The sequence below is a fragment of the Arthrobacter sp. TE12231 genome, from assembly GCF_054062895.1.
The window spans coordinates 2,545,263-2,561,102 of record NZ_JBSSFS010000001.1 but is presented as its reverse complement, the minus strand read 5'-3'; the positions used below and the strand labels follow the sequence as shown (position 1 = coordinate 2,561,102).

14 protein-coding genes are annotated in these 15,840 nt (G+C 67.3%); 7 read left to right on the top strand and 7 right to left on the bottom strand.

What is annotated here, in order from left to right; translation table 11 throughout:
- Window positions 1-5: 5 nt before the first annotated feature.
- Both ACVWYS_RS11580 and ACVWYS_RS11575 read right to left on the bottom strand, forming a co-directional pair.
- A complete protein-coding gene (locus ACVWYS_RS11580; RefSeq protein WP_456509771.1) occupies window positions 6-722 on the bottom strand; it encodes a DUF4397 domain-containing protein in 717 nt (238 codons plus the stop codon).
- A 126-nt stretch (window positions 723-848) separates the two neighbouring features.
- Entirely contained in the window at window positions 849-1,307 is a 459-nt protein-coding gene (locus tag ACVWYS_RS11575) for a flavin reductase family protein (protein ID WP_202615888.1), read from the bottom strand.
- Between the two features lie 196 nt (window positions 1,308-1,503).
- Between ACVWYS_RS11575 and ACVWYS_RS11570 the strand changes: the two genes are divergently transcribed.
- The 3 genes from ACVWYS_RS11570 (at window position 1,504) to nrdR (ending at window position 4,222) form a co-directional block, all read left to right on the top strand.
- Window positions 1,504-2,085 carry a hypothetical protein gene (locus ACVWYS_RS11570; protein WP_456509770.1) on the top strand — a complete coding sequence of 194 codons (582 nt, stop codon included), beginning with the start codon at window positions 1,504-1,506 and terminating at the stop codon, window positions 2,083-2,085.
- Window positions 2,086-2,206: 121 nt separating this feature from the next.
- Window positions 2,207-3,592 carry a histidinol dehydrogenase gene (gene hisD, locus ACVWYS_RS11565; protein WP_456509769.1) on the top strand — a complete coding sequence of 462 codons (1,386 nt, stop codon included), beginning with the start codon at window positions 2,207-2,209 and terminating at the stop codon, window positions 3,590-3,592.
- 126 nt (window positions 3,593-3,718) lie between these two features.
- Window positions 3,719-4,222, top strand: coding sequence for a transcriptional regulator NrdR (gene nrdR, locus ACVWYS_RS11560; protein ID WP_091255145.1), 504 nt, complete (start codon window positions 3,719-3,721; stop codon window positions 4,220-4,222).
- 199 nt (window positions 4,223-4,421) lie between these two features.
- Here the strand turns inward: nrdR and ppgK are convergent, their stop codons facing one another.
- Entirely contained in the window at window positions 4,422-5,225 is an 804-nt protein-coding gene (gene ppgK / locus ACVWYS_RS11555) for a polyphosphate--glucose phosphotransferase (protein WP_116767496.1), read from the bottom strand.
- A 94-nt stretch (window positions 5,226-5,319) separates the two neighbouring features.
- Entirely contained in the window at window positions 5,320-6,198 is an 879-nt protein-coding gene (map, locus tag ACVWYS_RS11550) for a type I methionyl aminopeptidase (RefSeq protein ID WP_456507009.1), read from the bottom strand.
- Window positions 6,199-6,378: 180 nt separating this feature from the next.
- Here map and ACVWYS_RS11545 point away from each other — a divergent pair, with 180 nt between their 5' ends.
- Together ACVWYS_RS11545 and ACVWYS_RS11540 are read left to right on the top strand one after the other, a co-directional pair.
- Complete coding sequence (locus ACVWYS_RS11545; RefSeq protein ID WP_116767494.1) at window positions 6,379-6,543, top strand: SPOR domain-containing protein; 165 nt, start codon at window positions 6,379-6,381, stop codon at window positions 6,541-6,543.
- A gap of 190 nt (window positions 6,544-6,733) precedes the next feature.
- Window positions 6,734-8,767, top strand: coding sequence for an alkaline phosphatase family protein (locus ACVWYS_RS11540; protein WP_456509768.1), 2,034 nt, complete (start codon window positions 6,734-6,736; stop codon window positions 8,765-8,767).
- A 92-nt stretch (window positions 8,768-8,859) separates the two neighbouring features.
- Here the strand turns inward: ACVWYS_RS11540 and ACVWYS_RS11535 are convergent, their stop codons facing one another.
- From ACVWYS_RS11535 to panB, 3 genes are all read right to left on the bottom strand, one after another.
- Window positions 8,860-9,618 carry an MBL fold metallo-hydrolase gene (locus tag ACVWYS_RS11535; RefSeq protein WP_344362147.1) on the bottom strand — a complete coding sequence of 253 codons (759 nt, stop codon included), beginning with the start codon at window positions 9,616-9,618 and terminating at the stop codon, window positions 8,860-8,862.
- A gap of 53 nt (window positions 9,619-9,671) precedes the next feature.
- Window positions 9,672-10,061 (bottom strand): SHOCT domain-containing protein, encoded by a 390-nt coding sequence (locus ACVWYS_RS11530; RefSeq protein WP_344362145.1) that lies wholly within the window; start codon window positions 10,059-10,061, stop codon window positions 9,672-9,674.
- A gap of 170 nt (window positions 10,062-10,231) precedes the next feature.
- Window positions 10,232-11,158, bottom strand: coding sequence for a 3-methyl-2-oxobutanoate hydroxymethyltransferase (gene panB, locus ACVWYS_RS11525; protein ID WP_456509767.1), 927 nt, complete (start codon window positions 11,156-11,158; stop codon window positions 10,232-10,234).
- A 263-nt stretch (window positions 11,159-11,421) separates the two neighbouring features.
- On the opposite strand from panB, the gene glnA reads away from it, so the two are divergent.
- Both glnA and ACVWYS_RS11515 read left to right on the top strand, forming a co-directional pair.
- Entirely contained in the window at window positions 11,422-12,762 is a 1,341-nt protein-coding gene (gene glnA, locus ACVWYS_RS11520; protein WP_018772372.1) for a type I glutamate--ammonia ligase, read from the top strand.
- A 9-nt stretch (window positions 12,763-12,771) separates the two neighbouring features.
- Window positions 12,772-15,783 (top strand): bifunctional [glutamine synthetase] adenylyltransferase/[glutamine synthetase]-adenylyl-L-tyrosine phosphorylase, encoded by a 3,012-nt coding sequence (locus tag ACVWYS_RS11515; protein WP_456509766.1) that lies wholly within the window; start codon window positions 12,772-12,774, stop codon window positions 15,781-15,783.
- Window positions 15,784-15,840 lie beyond the last annotated feature (57 nt).

Sequence of the window (15,840 nt, the reverse complement as noted above, 5' to 3'; positions counted from 1 at the left end):
ATGGCTTACTCGTGGTGGCCTTTGTGTCCACGCGATGAGGAGTCCACTACCTGTACGGCGACCCCAAGGTTGTTGTCCGCGAGGCTTCCCCAGGCGTAGACGATGGTGTTTTTTCCCTCGGTGACCTTGACGTCGGCGGGGCCGATCAGCGGGTCAGTGGTTCCCTCTGCTGCGACCGACGCGGAGACGTTTCCGGCCTTGAGGGTGAGGATCTTTTGATGCCGGTTGGTAAGTCCCTCAATGACCGCGGTCCCACCGGCCAGGACATCGACGGCGGGGGCCGCAGCGACGTGCCGGACGGTCAGCTTGCCCTTTCCATCCGGGCTGGTGGAGGTGTCATTGGTGAAAAGGGTGGCCGTGGGGGTCCCGTCAGCGGCCAGATGAGCGACCGCTGTATAGTCCCGACCTGCTTCGAGGTCCACTGTGACCGGGCCTATCACGGGGTTGTCGGCGCTGGTGGCGTCGGCACCGGTGATCGCAATCTTGTGGTCTCCGTCCGGGACGTTCAACGGCCCGGCCAATGTGCCCGGTGTGAAGTTATCCAGGGTGAGCTTGCCGTCGACCCAGACGTCGACGGTAAGGCCCGGAACGCCGTGGAGGACGGACAGTTTTGCTGTTCCATCGTCGCGGTGGTGCCAGGTCGCGGCCTGGGCCGGGGCGGCCAGCGACAGTGCTGCCAGTAGCGTCATTGCTCCGGTGGCTGCAGAAAGTGTCTTGCGCATTTCCAACTCCTCATCGAGGCCCACATAGGGCGGTGGTTGTGCTTACACCCTTACTACCGGCCAAAGGCCGTATCCGGATGCACCACCAGGGAAGTTTTAATGTGCCGTGGCCCGCCGCGGCCTCTGTCAGATCTCGTAGTCGAGCGGAACCGGCTGGCTGTAGGCCCCGGAGTGATAAAGCAGGGGAGCGCCGTCTTCGCCGACCTGACCCTCCACCACTTCGACCACCACCACGGCGTTGTTCTCGAACGACAACCGCATCTGGACCTGCCCGATCAACCAGCCGGTGACGCCCTTCAGCACGGGCACTTCGTGGGGTCCTAGCTCCCAGTGGTCCCCGTCGAACCGGTTGCCGGCCCGGGCGAAGCGGTCTGCGAGCTCCTGGTTCTCCAGCCCGAGCATGTGGACCCCGATGTAGCTCGTGTTCGCCACGGCCGGCCACGAACTTGACGTCCTGGCCATGTTGAACGTGAAGCGCGGCGGCTTGGCAGACAAGGAAGCCACGGAGGTCGCGGTGAATCCGAAGGGGACGCCGTTGTAGTTGGCGGTGATAATCGCCACGCCGGCCGCGTGCCGGCGGAACATTTCCTTGAATGTCCCCTCGAAGATTCCGTCATCTGTGGCCACTGCGATCCAACTCCCTGCTGCACGTATGTGTCATGGTTCCTACTGCCAGCGTATTCCGCCTCCGATCAAGTGGGAGATTTGTTTACCCCCGTCGTCATGTGCTGCCACGCGGCGTCATGTGCCGGGCCGGGGAATCCTTGTTACCGTTTGTTGCATGACACAGCCCGCAGTAGACGGCCCCGTTCAGCACACCGGGGAGCCCGCGCACCCGGACCGGCCCCTGCCCTTGCCCGCCGAGATGAAAGCCGTGCAGCAGCCCGGACACGCCGGAACCCCGTGGCGGAAAGCGGCGGTCATCGCCGCGGCCGGCATTCCGGTGGGGCTGCTTTGGTGGCTTCTGGCGCCGTCGGGACTGAACCTGCTGACCCGGAACCCGGACCTTGCCGCCGGCACCAATACGGCAACCTGGCTGCCCCGGGACCTCGTGCTGGCAGGGCTGTGCCTGCTCGCCGGCTGCATTGCCGGGTCGTTCGTCGCAGGCTCCAAACATGCACAGCCGGCGCCCGGCGCCGTAATCCTGGTGGTCCTGGCCGGCGCTGCCGGCTCGTTCCTCGCGTGGGGAACCGGTTTGCTCAGCGCCCAGTGGTGGGGAGCCCCGGCCGATACCTCGGCCAGCGCCAGCGTCGCCTTTTCCCTGCGCTCCTACGCGGTCCTCGCCATCTGGCCGGCGGCGATCGCCCTGGCCATCTTCCTGAACAGCCTCTTTCCGGGCTCCGGCGGCAAAGCCCGCTCCTAAACCCCACGCCTGGCGCCTGGTGCCCGGCGGCTGGCGCCCGGCCAGGCTTCAGGCCGGCGGCCGCGCGCCCGGGCCGCGTCACAGCGTCGGAGTGCCCCGGCGGGGCACGTAAAATGATCGGGTGAGCCTAACTCCTGACAGCCCTGTGACCCCGATTCCCGCCGCCCTCAACTTCCGCACGGTGGACGTGCGCGGCCAGCACCTGTCCCTCGCCGGGCTGCGCGCTGCCGTACCGCGGGCACAGTCCGGCACCATGGCAGATGCCGAGGACAAGGTCCAGGACATCATCTCCGCCGTCCGCACGCGGGGCTTCGCCGCACTGCGGGAACTGGCACTGTCCTTCGACGGCGTCGAACAGGCCCACCCCCGTGTCCCGGCCGAGGCGCTGCGCGCGGCTTTGGAAGGTTTGGACCGCGCTGTGCGATCGGCACTCGAGGAGTCCATCCGGCGGGCCCGCAGCTTCGCGGATGCCCAGCGCCCGGCGAACGTCGACGTCGAACTCGGAGAAGGCGCCGTCGTCAGCCAGAACTGGGTGCCGGTGGCGCGCGTGGGGCTCTATGTCCCCGGCGGACTGGCGGTCTACCCGTCTTCGGTGATCATGAACGTCGTCCCGGCCCTGGCAGCGGGCGTCGAATCCATTGCGCTGGCCTCGCCGCCGCAAAAGAACTTCGGCGGCCTCCCGCACCCCACGATCCTGGCGGCCGCCTGCCTGCTGGGCATCGAGGAGGTCTACGCGATCGGCGGGGCGCAGGCCATCGCCACCTTCGCCTATGGCATCCCCGCCGGGGCCTCCGACGCCGGTGACCTTCCCGGGATCGATCCCGTGGACGTCGTGACCGGTCCGGGCAACATTTTCGTGGCCACCGCCAAACGGCTGGTGAAGGGGGTCGTGGGGATCGATTCCGAGGCCGGCACCACCGAGATCGCGATCCTCGCCGACTCGACCGCCAGTCCGGCCCTCGTGGCGGCGGACCTCATCAGTCAGGCCGAACACGACCCCAAGGCGGCATCGGTCCTGTTCACCGACTCCGAGGCCCTTGCGGCCGAAGTCCGCGTGGAACTCGAACGCCAGGCCGCTGCCACCAAGCACTCCAGCCGCGTCCTCGAGGCCCTCTCCGGCCCACAGTCCGGCGTCGTCCTGGTGGAGGACCTGGAGCAGGGCATTGCCGCCTGCGACGCGTACGCCGCGGAACACCTCGAAATCATGACCGCGGATGCCGCCCGCGTGGCGGCCCGGATCCGCAGCGCCGGGGCGATCTTCGTGGGGGACTACAGCCCCGTCAGCCTTGGGGACTACTGCGCGGGATCCAACCACGTGCTGCCGACCAGCGGCACGGCGGCGTTCTCCTCCGGCCTGAACGTAACCACCTTCCTGCGGGCCATCCAGGTGATCAACTACTCCCGCTCCGCGCTGGAGCAGGTCAGCGGGCACATCGTCAGCCTCTCCGGCGCGGAAGACCTGCCGGCCCACGGCGAGGCAGTCACGGCGCGCTTCGCCGCCCGGTAACCACCCGCCCAGACCACTACATGTAGTAATTACAGGCTTGTTATTCAGCTATATCTAGTCGTAAACTGATCGCGGGGGCACACGGCGCTGTGCTCCGTTCAGGCTTGCGACCGGGGAGGAACCGACATGTATTGCCCGTTCTGCCGTAACCCTGATTCGCGCGTGGTGGACAGCCGGATCGCCGACGACGGCTCAGCCATCCGTCGCCGCCGGCAGTGCCCCGAATGCGGCCGCCGCTTCACCACGGTGGAAACCACCAGCCTTACCGTCATCAAACGCTCCGGTGTCGGCGAGCCCTTCAGCCGCAGCAAGGTCATCAACGGCGTCCGCAAAGCCTGTCAGGGCCGTCCGGTCACCGAAGACGACCTCGCCATGCTGGCGCAGGAGGTCGAGGAGGCAATCCGCGGCTCCGGCGCCGCCGAAATCGAAGCCCACGAAGTCGGGCTGGCAATCCTGGAACCGCTGCAGCGCCTCGACGAGGTTGCCTACCTGCGGTTCGCCAGCGTCTACCAGGCCTTCGAATCGCTGGAGGATTTCGAAGCCGCGATTTCCCTGCTTCGCCATGAGGCCGAGTCCAAGGGCAGGGACGGCAAGAACCCGAAGAAGAGCCCGCTCCAAGCGCCGTCGTAAATTTGTCGTCGTAAATTCTTGGCCCGGTGGTGGCGTCCCCCTCACCAGGTCCTAGAACCCGCCATAGACTCCGGTGGTGGCAGCGGAGGGGAAGCCGCAGCCACCACCGGCTCCACCAAAAATGAGCTATCACTACGGGTCGTTCCCAGCGTTCAGAACGACCCGGAGTGATAGCTCATTTTGGCTATCCGGCGATGTGCTACTTCGCGAGCTTGTGCTTCAGCGCAATCTCGATGGCTGCGCCCACGATGCCCGCGTCGTTCTTCAACTCGGCCGGGACGATCGGCGTGCGCAGCTTCATGTGCGGCAGATACTCGTCGGCACGCTTGGAGATGCCGCCGCCGACGATGAAGAGCTCGGGGGAGAACAGGAACTCTACGTGGGAGAAGTAGCGCTGCAGCAGTACGCTGTACTGTTCCCAGCTGAGGCCGTCACGCTCACGGGCCACGGCGGATGCCTTGGTCTCGGCGTCAAAGCCGTCGATCTCCAGGTGACCGAGTTCGGCGTTGGGAACCAGCTTGCCGTCGAAGATGAAGGCCGAACCGATGCCGGTGCCCAGAGTGATCACCAGCACGGTGCCGGCGACCCCTTCGCCGGCACCGAAGCGGGCCTCGGCGAGGCCGGCGGCGTCGGCGTCGTTGATGACCTCGACGGGGCGCCCGAGACGCGCCGTGAGCATGGCGTCGATGTCGGCCTCCAGCCACGACTTGTCCACATTCGCGGCCGAGTGAACCACACCGTGCTGGATGATGCCCGGGAAGGTGACGCCCACGGGGCTGCTGGCGTCGGGCGCGTCGGGACGGGCGGTGAGCTCCGCGACGACCTGCGCGACGACTTCGGCCACGGACTCGGGGGTGGAGGGCTGCGGCGTGGGGAAGCGCACGCGGTCGCCGATCAGTTTGCCCTTCTTCAGGTCCACGATCCCGCCCTTGATACCGGTCCCGCCGATGTCAATGCCGATCAGGGGGGCGTTCTTCTTCGACTTCTCGTCCTTCTTGGCCAATATCATTCCGTTCGTGGCAGGGGCGGGCTAGGGGACCGGCCAGGGCCGGCGGGTGAAGATGTGGATCTTCCGGGAAGTGCCGTGTGGAGCAGGGTCAGGGCAATGTGAGGATCTCGGCGCCGGACTCCGTGACGAGCAGGGTGTGCTCGAACTGTGCGGTGCGCTTGTGGTCGCGGGTCACAACAGTCCAGTCGTCGGCCCACATGTCCCAGTCAACGGTGCCCAGGGTCAGCATCGGCTCGATCGTGAACACCATACCCGTTTCCATGACGGTGTTGTATGCGGGGGCGGCATCGTAGTGCGGAATGATCAGCCCCGTGTGGAAAGCCTCGCCGACGCCGTGTCCGGTGAAGTCGCGGACCACGCCGTAGCCGAAGCGTTTTGCGTAGGACTCGATGGTCCGGCCGATCACGTTGATTTCGCGTCCCGGGGCTACTGCCCGGATAGCGCGGTTCAGCGATTCCTGGGTGCGCTCGACGAGGAGGCGGGATTCCTCGTCGACATCGCCGACCACGAAGGTGTAGTTGGTGTCGCCGTGCACACCGCCGATGAACGCCGTGATGTCGATATTCAGGATGTCGCCGTCCTGGACCACCGTGCTGTCGGGGATCCCGTGGCAGATGACCTCATTGAGCGAGGAGCATAGTGACTTCGGAAAGCCCCGGTAGCCGAGGGTGGAGGGATACGCCTTGTGGTCCAGGAGGAACTCGTGGCCCACCCGGTCGAGCTGGTCGGTGGTGACGCCGGGGGCGATGTGTTTGCCGACCTCCACGATGGCCTGTGCCGCGATTTTGGCGGCGATCCGGATCTTCTCGATGGTCTCCTGCGACTTGACCTCGGATCCCGTGAACTTTGCAGGAGCCGGTTTGCCCACATACTCCGGACGCGGGATGGACGGCGGTACTGGAAGTTGCGGGCTCACTGTCCCCGGGACAAGCGTGCCGATGGGTGCAGTTGAGGCTAGAGAAGGCATAGATTGATCATATAAGCCGTCGGGCGAAGCCCGTAAAACACAGCCCAGAAAAACAGAGACCGTAGAACACAGTCGGAAAAATATGGAGCCCGGAGAACAAACTGAACGACGCCGGGCTATCTTCCGGAGCTTCTACCGGGACTAGAGCCCAGGGACTATCCGGGGCACGAAGGAGCACCAATGCCCGAATACTGGTACAACGTCAATACTCACGAGATCGAGGAAGACGCGATGTCCGACTGGAGCCAGCTGATCGGACCGTACAAGACCCGCGAGGAAGCCGAACACGCGCTCGAAAAGGTCAAGGCGCGCAACGAGGCGTGGGACAAGGGCGAGGACGACTAGCCCGTCCCGGCGGGTGCGCGGCAGCCGTGCCCTGCCGTCTCCGCAGCCGCGTCGCGTCGCGTTGAATCGCCGAGAGCGTCCCGTGGCAATCGCTGAGCGGACGCCGCGGCTGGCGGACTGATCCTTCTCACCGTCATTCTCACCCCGTGAGGGTGAGTGCCGGACAGGTCCGTCCGGCCATACTGGGACAATGCCGACGCGCGATACCCGCACCCGCGGCGTCCGAATCGCCGACCTGGCGAGGCTGGCCGTTGCCTGGGGCGGTTCGACTGTAGCCTTGATCGTCACCGGCGCGCTGCTGCCGGGGTTCTCTGCAAGCAGTTGGTGGGCCTATGCCGCCGTCGCAGCAGTGGCCGGCATCGTCGGCCTCGTCCTCCGCCCGGCCTTGGTGGAGATCTCCGCCCGGGTGGGCTGGCTGGCGGTGCTGCTTACCGCGCTGGTCGGCCAGGCCCTGATCATGTACGTCGCCATCCGACTGGTTCCCGGCATCGAGTCGACCGCATGGACCGCCCTGGCGGCAACCTGGATCAGCGCGGCCGTGGGCACGATCATCTCGTGGGCTACTACAGCCGGTACAGATGACGGCCTGATCAGCTCGTTGGCCGGCAGGGCACGCCGGCAGGAAAGCGTGCCCGATCCGGAGGTTGACGGCATCTTGTTCGTCCAACTCGACGGTGTTCCCTTCCCGGTGCTGCAATGGGCGGTCCAGTCCGGGGCGGTGCCCAATATCCGGCGCTGGCTGGCGACGGGGGATTACCAGCTCCGCGAATGGACGCCCCAGCTGCCGTGCACCACGCCGGCCAGCCAGCTGGGCATTCTGCACGGCACCGTGGACGGGATCCCGGCCTTCCGGTGGTACGACCGTGAGCTTAACCGGGTCCTGGTGGCCAACCGCCCGGCAGACGCCCGGGTGATCGAGGAGAGGCACAGCACCGGCAAGGGCCTGCTCTACGACGACGGCGTCTCCATTTCGAACCTGTTCACCGGGGACGCGCCCCGATCGCTATTGACGATGAGCCGGGTAGGGGTCGGGCGCGGCTCCGCCCAGACCCGCCGGGCGTTCGCCTGGTTTTTCACCTCGCCGAGCGGGTTTATGCGCAGCTTCACACGAACGGTCGGGGAGATTCTTAAGGAGCGTTGGCAGGCCCGACGACAGGTCAAGCGGGACCTTGACCCGCGAGTGCATCGGGACTGGACCTTCGCCCTGCTGCGGGCGGTCACTAACAGTCTGTTGCGTGACCTGAACACGGCGTTGGTGGCAGAGGAGTTGCGGAGAGGCACGAGGAGCATCTATGTCGACTACGTCGACTACGACGAGATCGCGCACCACGCAGGCATGTTCCGGCCCGAATCGCTTGCCGCCCTGGATGGCTTGGACCGCACGCTGGGATCGTTGGCTCAGCTGGCCGGGTCCGCTCCCCGCCGCTACCGGCTGATCGTGCTCTCGGACCATGGCCAGTCCCAGGGCACCCCGTTCGCCGACCGGTATGGCCAGACGCTCGGTGACCTGTGTGCAGACCTCATCCACGCCCACGTCCAGAACGTGGACGCTTCGGTCGAAGGGCTGGGGCGCGCGGACTCCATCGCCGGCGACATCTCGGCCCGGGGGATGACCGGGAAGCTCGCCGGCCGTGCCGACGAGGTTCTAACCAAGGCACAGCAGACTTCGGCGCCCGGCGACGCCGCCGAGGAGCCGGTTGTGGTGCTGGGCTCGGGGAATCTGGGCTTGGTTTACGTCCGGGGCGACCGGCGATGGACTCTCGAGGCCCTCGAGAGTCGGTGGCCGGCCCTAGTCCCGGGCCTGGCGGGCCATCCCGGCGTCGGGTTCGTCGCCGGCGTCGATGAAGACGGCCGGGCATGGGCGATCGGTAGCGGCGGACGCCTCAACCTGGCCAGCGGCGCAGTGCACGGCACCGACCCGCTGGCCCCCTTCGGGCCGCACGCGGCGCTGGTGCTCCGACGGGCGTTGAAGCATCCCGAGGCACCGGATCTCTACGTCAACAGCACGATCAGCCCCGTGACCGACGACGTCGCGGCGTTCGAAGGACTCGTCGGATCCCACGGGGGCCTCGGCGGTTGGCAGGACCGGGCCGTGCTGCTCGGCCCGGCCGATCTCATGGCGACGCTGCCGGAGCGGATAGAAGGTGCCGATGAACTCCATCGGTTGCTGGTGGCGATGCTCGAGTCCTGTGGGCAGCGTGCCACGACGGCGTCCCGCGGTTAAGCGACTGGAATTAGGCACCTGGACTGGGTGAGTGGCAACATGCCGCATCGCTGAGGACGCCCCGTTGGGGGGCGCAGTTTCGGGTCCTCGGCTCACACAGGCTCTACCCAGGACTCGCCGGGGGCGAGGACCACCGCTGTGCAGTCGGGAGCCTGCTCCGCCACGGCGGCCGCAAACCGGAGCCCGGGCTGTTCGAGCCAGTTCCGGGCAAAGTGTGCGATCAACGGAGGGTGCAGCGTTCCCCAGTGCACCGGCACGGCGAATCTCGCGCCGCTCATAGCGACGGCCCGGGCGGCAGTCTCCGGAGACAGGTGTCCCGCCGAGAGCCTCGGTCCCCACCCCCAGACCGGCACCAGGGCGACGTCGATCGTCCCGCCCGCCATGGCGGACATCGCGGCCATCTCCGGATACAGCCCAGTGTCACCGGCTATCCAGACGCTGCCGGACGGCCCTCGAACCAGCTGGCCGTTGGCGTCGTTGGGACGATGCGGCATGGGACGGCTGCGGTGCTCGGCGGGGACCTGGCGAATCTCGACACCGGCGCCTACCGGGGTCCAGCCGTCCCCCAAGGGGGCCGTGTCCGGCAGCCTCCGGCGACGCAACCAGGCGACATTCGCCGGGGCGCTCATCAACGTTGCTCCGCGCAGCATGCGGAGGGAGCCCAACTCGGCGTGGTCGTGGTGCAGGTGCGAGACCAGCACCACGTCCGGGTGGCTCCACGACACCGGGTCCGGCCGCGGTGCCAGGCGTCGTAACAACCCGGCATGAGGGCGGAGCAACGGATCCGTCAGGACCCGAACCCCGTCGAGATCCAGAACCACCGAGGAGTGACCCAGCCAGGTGATTCTCACACGGATCGGCCCCCACCCGGGCGTAGTGCGTTGTCAGGCGAGGTCTGGTCGCCTCAGGCCAGAGCCTTTGCCTTGAGGGAGTCAAACTCGGTCTGGTTGATGGCACCGGAATCGAACAGCGCCTTGGCATCTGCGATCTGGGCGGCCGGGGTGGATGTTGTGCCTGCGGCCTGCTTGATGTACTCCTGCTGGGCAGCTTGTTGCTCGGCCATTCGCGCCATCTGCCGCTCCGCCATGCTGCGCCCCCTGGCGATCAGGTAGATGAAGGCGCCGAGCCAGGGCAAGAAGATCATCAAGATCGCCCAGCCGGCCTTGGCCCAGCCACTGAGCGTGTGGTCGCTGAACATGTCAAACAAGCAACGGAAATAGACCGTCAGTGCGGCGACCCAGATGAAGAACCAGAAACTCCACACCAAGATGTCCCAGAAGCTAGTGGTGCCCATCGATACTCCTCCCATCGTGTCCGCCGGAGCCTGACGCAGCTCTTCCGGCACGACTACGGCCGGAACGGCGGAACATCCACTGAGGTCTGATGCAGACCTCAATGGTCAGCCTGCCCGGAGTGGAGACGCGACACATCACCTGCGAAGGATGAGGTGTCGGCTGCAGCCGCCTAGAAGGAGTGCTCGGGGCCGGGAAAGTGGCCGGAGCGCACGTCGTCGCCGTAGGCCTTGGCGGCGTTGGTGAGCGAGGTCCGAAGGTCGGCGTACTGCTTGACGAATTTCGCCATCTTTCCGCCGCGCAGGCCCGCCATGTCCTGCCAGACCAGGACCTGCCCGGTGGTGGCGTTGCCGGCGCCGATGCCGACGGTGGGGACGTCGACGGCGGCGTCGACGGCGGCCGCCGTGGCGGCGGGGACCATTTCCATGAGCACGCAGAACGCGCCGGCGTCGGCCAGCGCGACGGCGTCCTCGATCAGGCGTGCGGCGTCATCGCCGCGGCCCTGGACCCGGTAGCCGCCGAGGGCGTGCTCGCTCTGCGGGGTGAAACCGATATGGGCCATGACCGGGATCCCTGCCTGGACCATGGCGCGGACGGTGTCGGCGTAGAACTTTCCGCCTTCAATCTTGACGGCATGGGCCAGGCCTTCCTTAAGGAACCGCACGCCGGTGGCGACGGCCTGCTGGGCGGAGACCTCGTAGCTGCCGAAGGGCAGGTCCGCGACCACCAGGGCGCGCCGCGCGGAGCGGGCCACGGCCCGGCACAGCGGCAGGAGCTCGTCCACCGTCACGGGCAGGCTGGTCTCGTTGCCGAAGACGTTGTTGGACGCCGAATCGCCCACCAGCAGGACCTCGATGCCCGCCTGGTCAAAGATCTCCGCGGTGTACTGGTCATAGGCGGTGAGCATGGCGAAATGCTCACCCTTGGCCTTGGCCTGGTGCAGATGGTGGATGCGGATCCGTGCCACCGGCTTCCGGGAAACCTCCGGTGCCCCGGCAACGCTGGCCGCGGCGCCCGCGGAAGCCGCCGTCGGGCCGCTGCCGTAAGGGGCGGGAAGTTCTGCGGGCGTGCTGGAATCGGAGCTGTTGCTGGTGGCCATGCCACGAGCGTAATGCGATACCGGGCACCACAGCTACCGGGCAACCGGCCGACGCCGGTGAATCACGTCACACGGGCCGCCGTGGCGACTGCGCACTCCCGCCAGGCGGCGCGAAATTCTCCGACTTTGTGTTAACGGTGTGTTACGCGGAGGGCCGGCTTCAGCAATCGGTGCCAATGCTTAGTAAAGTGAACCGTGAGCAGCCGCGGGGCCCATGAAAGGCGGGCCTGGGGCACGGATGGAAGAACCGGAAAGAGGCCAGTATGGACCGCCAGCAAGAGTTTGTCCTGCGGACGATCGAAGAGCGCGATGTGCGGTTTGTGCGTCTGTGGTTTACCGACGTCGTGGGATCGCTCAAGTCCGTGGCTCTTGCCCCGGCCGAGGTGGAAGGCGCCTTCGAAGAAGGACTCGGCTTTGACGGGTCCTCGATCGAGGGCCTGGCCCGCGTCTTTGAATCGGACATGCTCGCCCAGCCTGATCCGGCCACGTTCCAGATCCTGCCCTGGCGCGGTGAGACGGAGGCGACCTCGCGGATGTTCTGCGACATCCTGACGCCCGACGGCGAGCCCTCCGCCGCGGATCCGCGCAACGTCCTCAAGCGCACCCTCGCCAAAGCCGCGGACATGGGCTTCACCTGCTACACCCACCCCGAAATTGAGTTCTACCTGCTCAAGTCCCAGGAACCGGGCCCCGATGGTTCTCCCGTCCCGGTGGATGAGGGCGGGTACTTCGACCACGTCCCGGGCGGCGTCGCGCAGGACTTCCGCCGGACCGCCGTGACCATGCTCGAATCCGTGGGCATCTCGGTGGAATTCAGCCATCACGAGGCCGGCCCGGGCCAGAACGAGATCGACCTCCGCTACGCGGACGCCCTGCAGACCGCGGACAACATCATGACGTTCCGGACGGTAATCAAGGAAGTTGCGTTGCAGCAGGGCACCTATGCCACCTTCATGCCCAAGCCTTTCACGGCCCACCCGGGCTCTGGCATGCATACGCACTTCTCGCTCTTCGAAGGCGACACCAACGCCTTTTACGAGGCCGGTTCCGAGTTCCAGCTCTCCGAGACCGCGCGCCAGTTCATTGCCGGCATCCTCAAGCACGCGCCCGAATTCACGGCCGTCACCAACCAGTTCGTGAACTCCTACAAGCGGCTGTGGGGCGGGGGTGAGGCGCCGAGTTACCTGAGCTGGGGCCACAACAACCGCTCCGCGCTGGTCCGTGTCCCGTTGTACAAGCCCGGCAAGGGCCAGTCCGCGCGGATCGAATACCGTGGCATCGACTCCGCCGCCAACCCCTACCTGGCCTATGCCGTGCTCCTCGGCGCCGGCCTCAAGGGCATCGAAGAGGGCTACCAGCTCCCCGCCGCGGCGGAGGACGACATCTGGTCGCTGAGCTCGGCCGAGCGCCGCGCCATGGGGCACGATCCGCTGCCGGCGAGCCTGCACGACGCCATCCGGACCATGGAAGACTCCGAACTCATGCCGCAGATCCTCGGCGAGCAGGTCTTCGAGCACTTCCTGCGCAACAAGCGTGCGGAATGGCAGGACTACCGCCTCCAGGTCACGCCCTACGAGCTGCAGCGCAATCTCGGCATTCTGTAGGCGGCCCCGGTGAGCCTGGCACGACGCCTCATAGCCGCCGGCTTCAGTGATCTCGACAAGGGGGAACGGTTCCTGGCAGCCCGGGAACTGGAGGGGCTCGACCAGGACGCCCTCTTTGCCGGGCTGCAGCTGGCGGCTAACCCGGACACGGCCCTGCAGTCCCTGGTCCGGCTGATCGAGAAGCACCCGCAGCTGCGCAAGCTCGCCGTCGCGGATCCGGAAGCCAGCGAACCGCTGTACCGGGTGCTGGGTGCCTCCGAGGCGCTGGGCGAATTCCTCATCCGCCACCCCGAGCATCTTGACGCCTTCGCCGCCCGTGTCAGCCCGGAACCGCTGGCCGCGGACCCGGCAGCCCTCCGGGCCCGGCTGCTGCAGTCAGTGCGGGCGGATCCGAAGTCTGCCCGGCCGGTGGCGGCCCTCAGCGGGCAGGAAGCCTACGCCGCCCTGCGGACGGCATATCGGCGCGGGCTCGTGGAACTCGCCATCAAGGACCTGTGCGCGGCCGATCCCCTCGATTTCATGCCGGCCGCCGGTGCGGAACTGGCGGACCTTGCCGGCGCCGCCCTGGAGGCGGCCCTCGCCGTGTCCCGGGCCGAGGCGGCGGAGAAGTTCGACGCCAAGGAGGTCGCCGACGTCGGGCTTGCCGTGATCGGCATGGGCAAGTGCGGCGCCCGCGAACTGAACTACATTTCCGACGTCGACGTCATCTACGTGATCGATTCCGGCACTTTGGAGGACGTCCGGGCAACCATGATCGGCACGGCCCTCGCCTCGGGTATTTCGCGGGCGATCATGTCCACGAGCCGCGAACCAGGGCTGTGGGAAGTGGACGCGAACCTGCGGCCAGAGGGCAAGTCCGGCCCACTGGTCCGGACCCTGGCCTCGCACGAGAGCTACTATGCGCGCTGGGCCGAGAGCTGGGAATTCCAGGCCCTGCTGAAGGCCCGGACCATCGCCGGCGACGCCGCGCTGGGGGCACGCTATGAGGCCGCCGTGACGCCGTTGATCTGGTCCTCGGCCGGCCGGGAAGGCTTTGTCGAATCCGTCCGTGCCATGCGCCGCCGCGTCACCGAGCACATCCCGGCCGATGAAGAACAGCGGCAGATCAAGCTGGGCCGCGGGGGATTGCGCGACGTTGAATTCACGGTGCAGCTTCTGCAGCTTGTGCACGGCAAGTCCGATGAATCGTTGCGCTGCCGGGACACCACGTCCGCCATCGCCGCCCTGTCCGCCGGCGGGTACATCGGCCGCTCGGACGCCGCGGAATTCGACCGCGACTACCGCTACTTGCGGCTCCTCGAGCACCGGATCCAGCTCTTCCAGCTGCGCCGGACACACCTCATGCCGGTCAATGAAGCGTCGCTGCGCTCCCTTGCCAAGGCCGTGTTGGGTCCGTTCTCCACCGAGCGGCCCAAACCGGACGCCCTCGTAGGCGCGTGGCGAAAGACCAAGCGCTCCGTCCGCGAACTCCACGAACGCATCTTCTACCGCCCCCTGCTCAACACGGTTGCGACGCTGAGCAGCGAAGAGGCCCGCCTCACTCCGGAAGCCGCCCAAGGCCGGCTCGCGGCCCTGGGCTACCTCGATCCCCGCGGCGCCATGCGGCACATCGAGGCCCTCACCGCCGGGGTCAGCCGCCGCGCGGCGCTCCAGCGCCAACTGCTGCCGATCCTGCTGGACTGGCTCGCCGACGGCGTGGATCCCGACGGCGGTCTGCTCGCCTTCCGGCGCGTCAGCGAGGCGCTCGGCACGACGCACTGGTACCTGGGCATGCTCCGCGATTCGACGGCGGCGGCAGAGCGGCTCTGCCATGTGCTCGCCAACTCCCGGTTGATCGCGGACCTGCTGGAGGTCTCGCCGGAGTCTGTGGCGTGGCTCGGTACCGACAAAGAGCTTGTCCCGCTTAGCTTCGAATCCCAGTGGCTCGAGATCGCCTCGAAGATGTCCCGGCACGCGGACCCGGAGAGCGCCATGCGGCTGATCCGGCTGATCCGGCGCCGCGAAATCCTCCGCATCGCCATCGCGGACAGTGCCGGACTGCTGGATCAGGACCAGGTGGGCGAAGCCCTCGCCGACACCGACCGGGCAGCCGTCCTGGGGGCGCTGCGCGTGGCGGAGACGATCATCACTGCCGAGGAACCGCTTAAGACGCACGTGCTGGTGGTGGCGATGGGCCGGCAAGGGGGCCGGGAGATCGGCTACGGCTCAGACGCCGACGTCATGTACGTACACCGGGGATTGCCCGGCGTCCCGGAAGAGGAAGCGCAGGCGCAGGCCTCGCAGATCGTGGGCAAGCTCTCAAGCTTGCTGACCCAGCCGCTCAAACCGGCGATCTTGGCCGAACGCGTGCTGTCCGTCGACGCGGACCTGCGCCCGGAGGGCAAGAGCGGGCCCATGGTGCGGTCCCTGGAGTCCTATGCCGAGTACTACCGCCGGTGGTCTCTCGTCTGGGAGGCCCAGGCGCTGCTGCGGGCGCGCCCGATGGCCGGCGACGACGCCCTGGCGGAGGACTTCATCGCCCTGATCGATCCGATCCGCTACCCGGAGTCGTTGTCGGACCAGGACGTGCGGGAGGTCCGGCGGGTCAAGGCCAGGGTCGAGGCGGAGCGCCTGCCGCGCGGCGCCGACCCGGCCCGGCACCTGAAGCTGGGCCGCGGCGGCCTGAGCGACGTCGAATGGCTGGCCCAGCTGCTCCAGCTTCGGCACGCCGGCACACACCCGGAACTGCGAACCACCTCCACCGTGGAGGCCCTCGAAGCGGCCGCGGCCCTGGACCTGATCGACGCCGGCGACGTCGTGATTTTGCTCCGGGCGTGGCGGCTGGCGAGTCGGATCCGTTCGGCCAATGTCATCTGGACCGGCCGGACCTCGGACCTGCTGCCCTCCTCCCGCCGCGACCTCGAGGCCGTGGCACGGTGGTGCGGCTATGGGCAAGGCAACGCCGCGGAGCTCGAAGAGGATTACCTGCGGCTGAGCCGGCGTGCACGGTCGGTTTTCGAAAGAGTCTTCTACGGTCAGTAGCGCCGATCGGCGGCCTGCCGGTCACTGACACACGCCGTACTGACACATGCCGCCGCC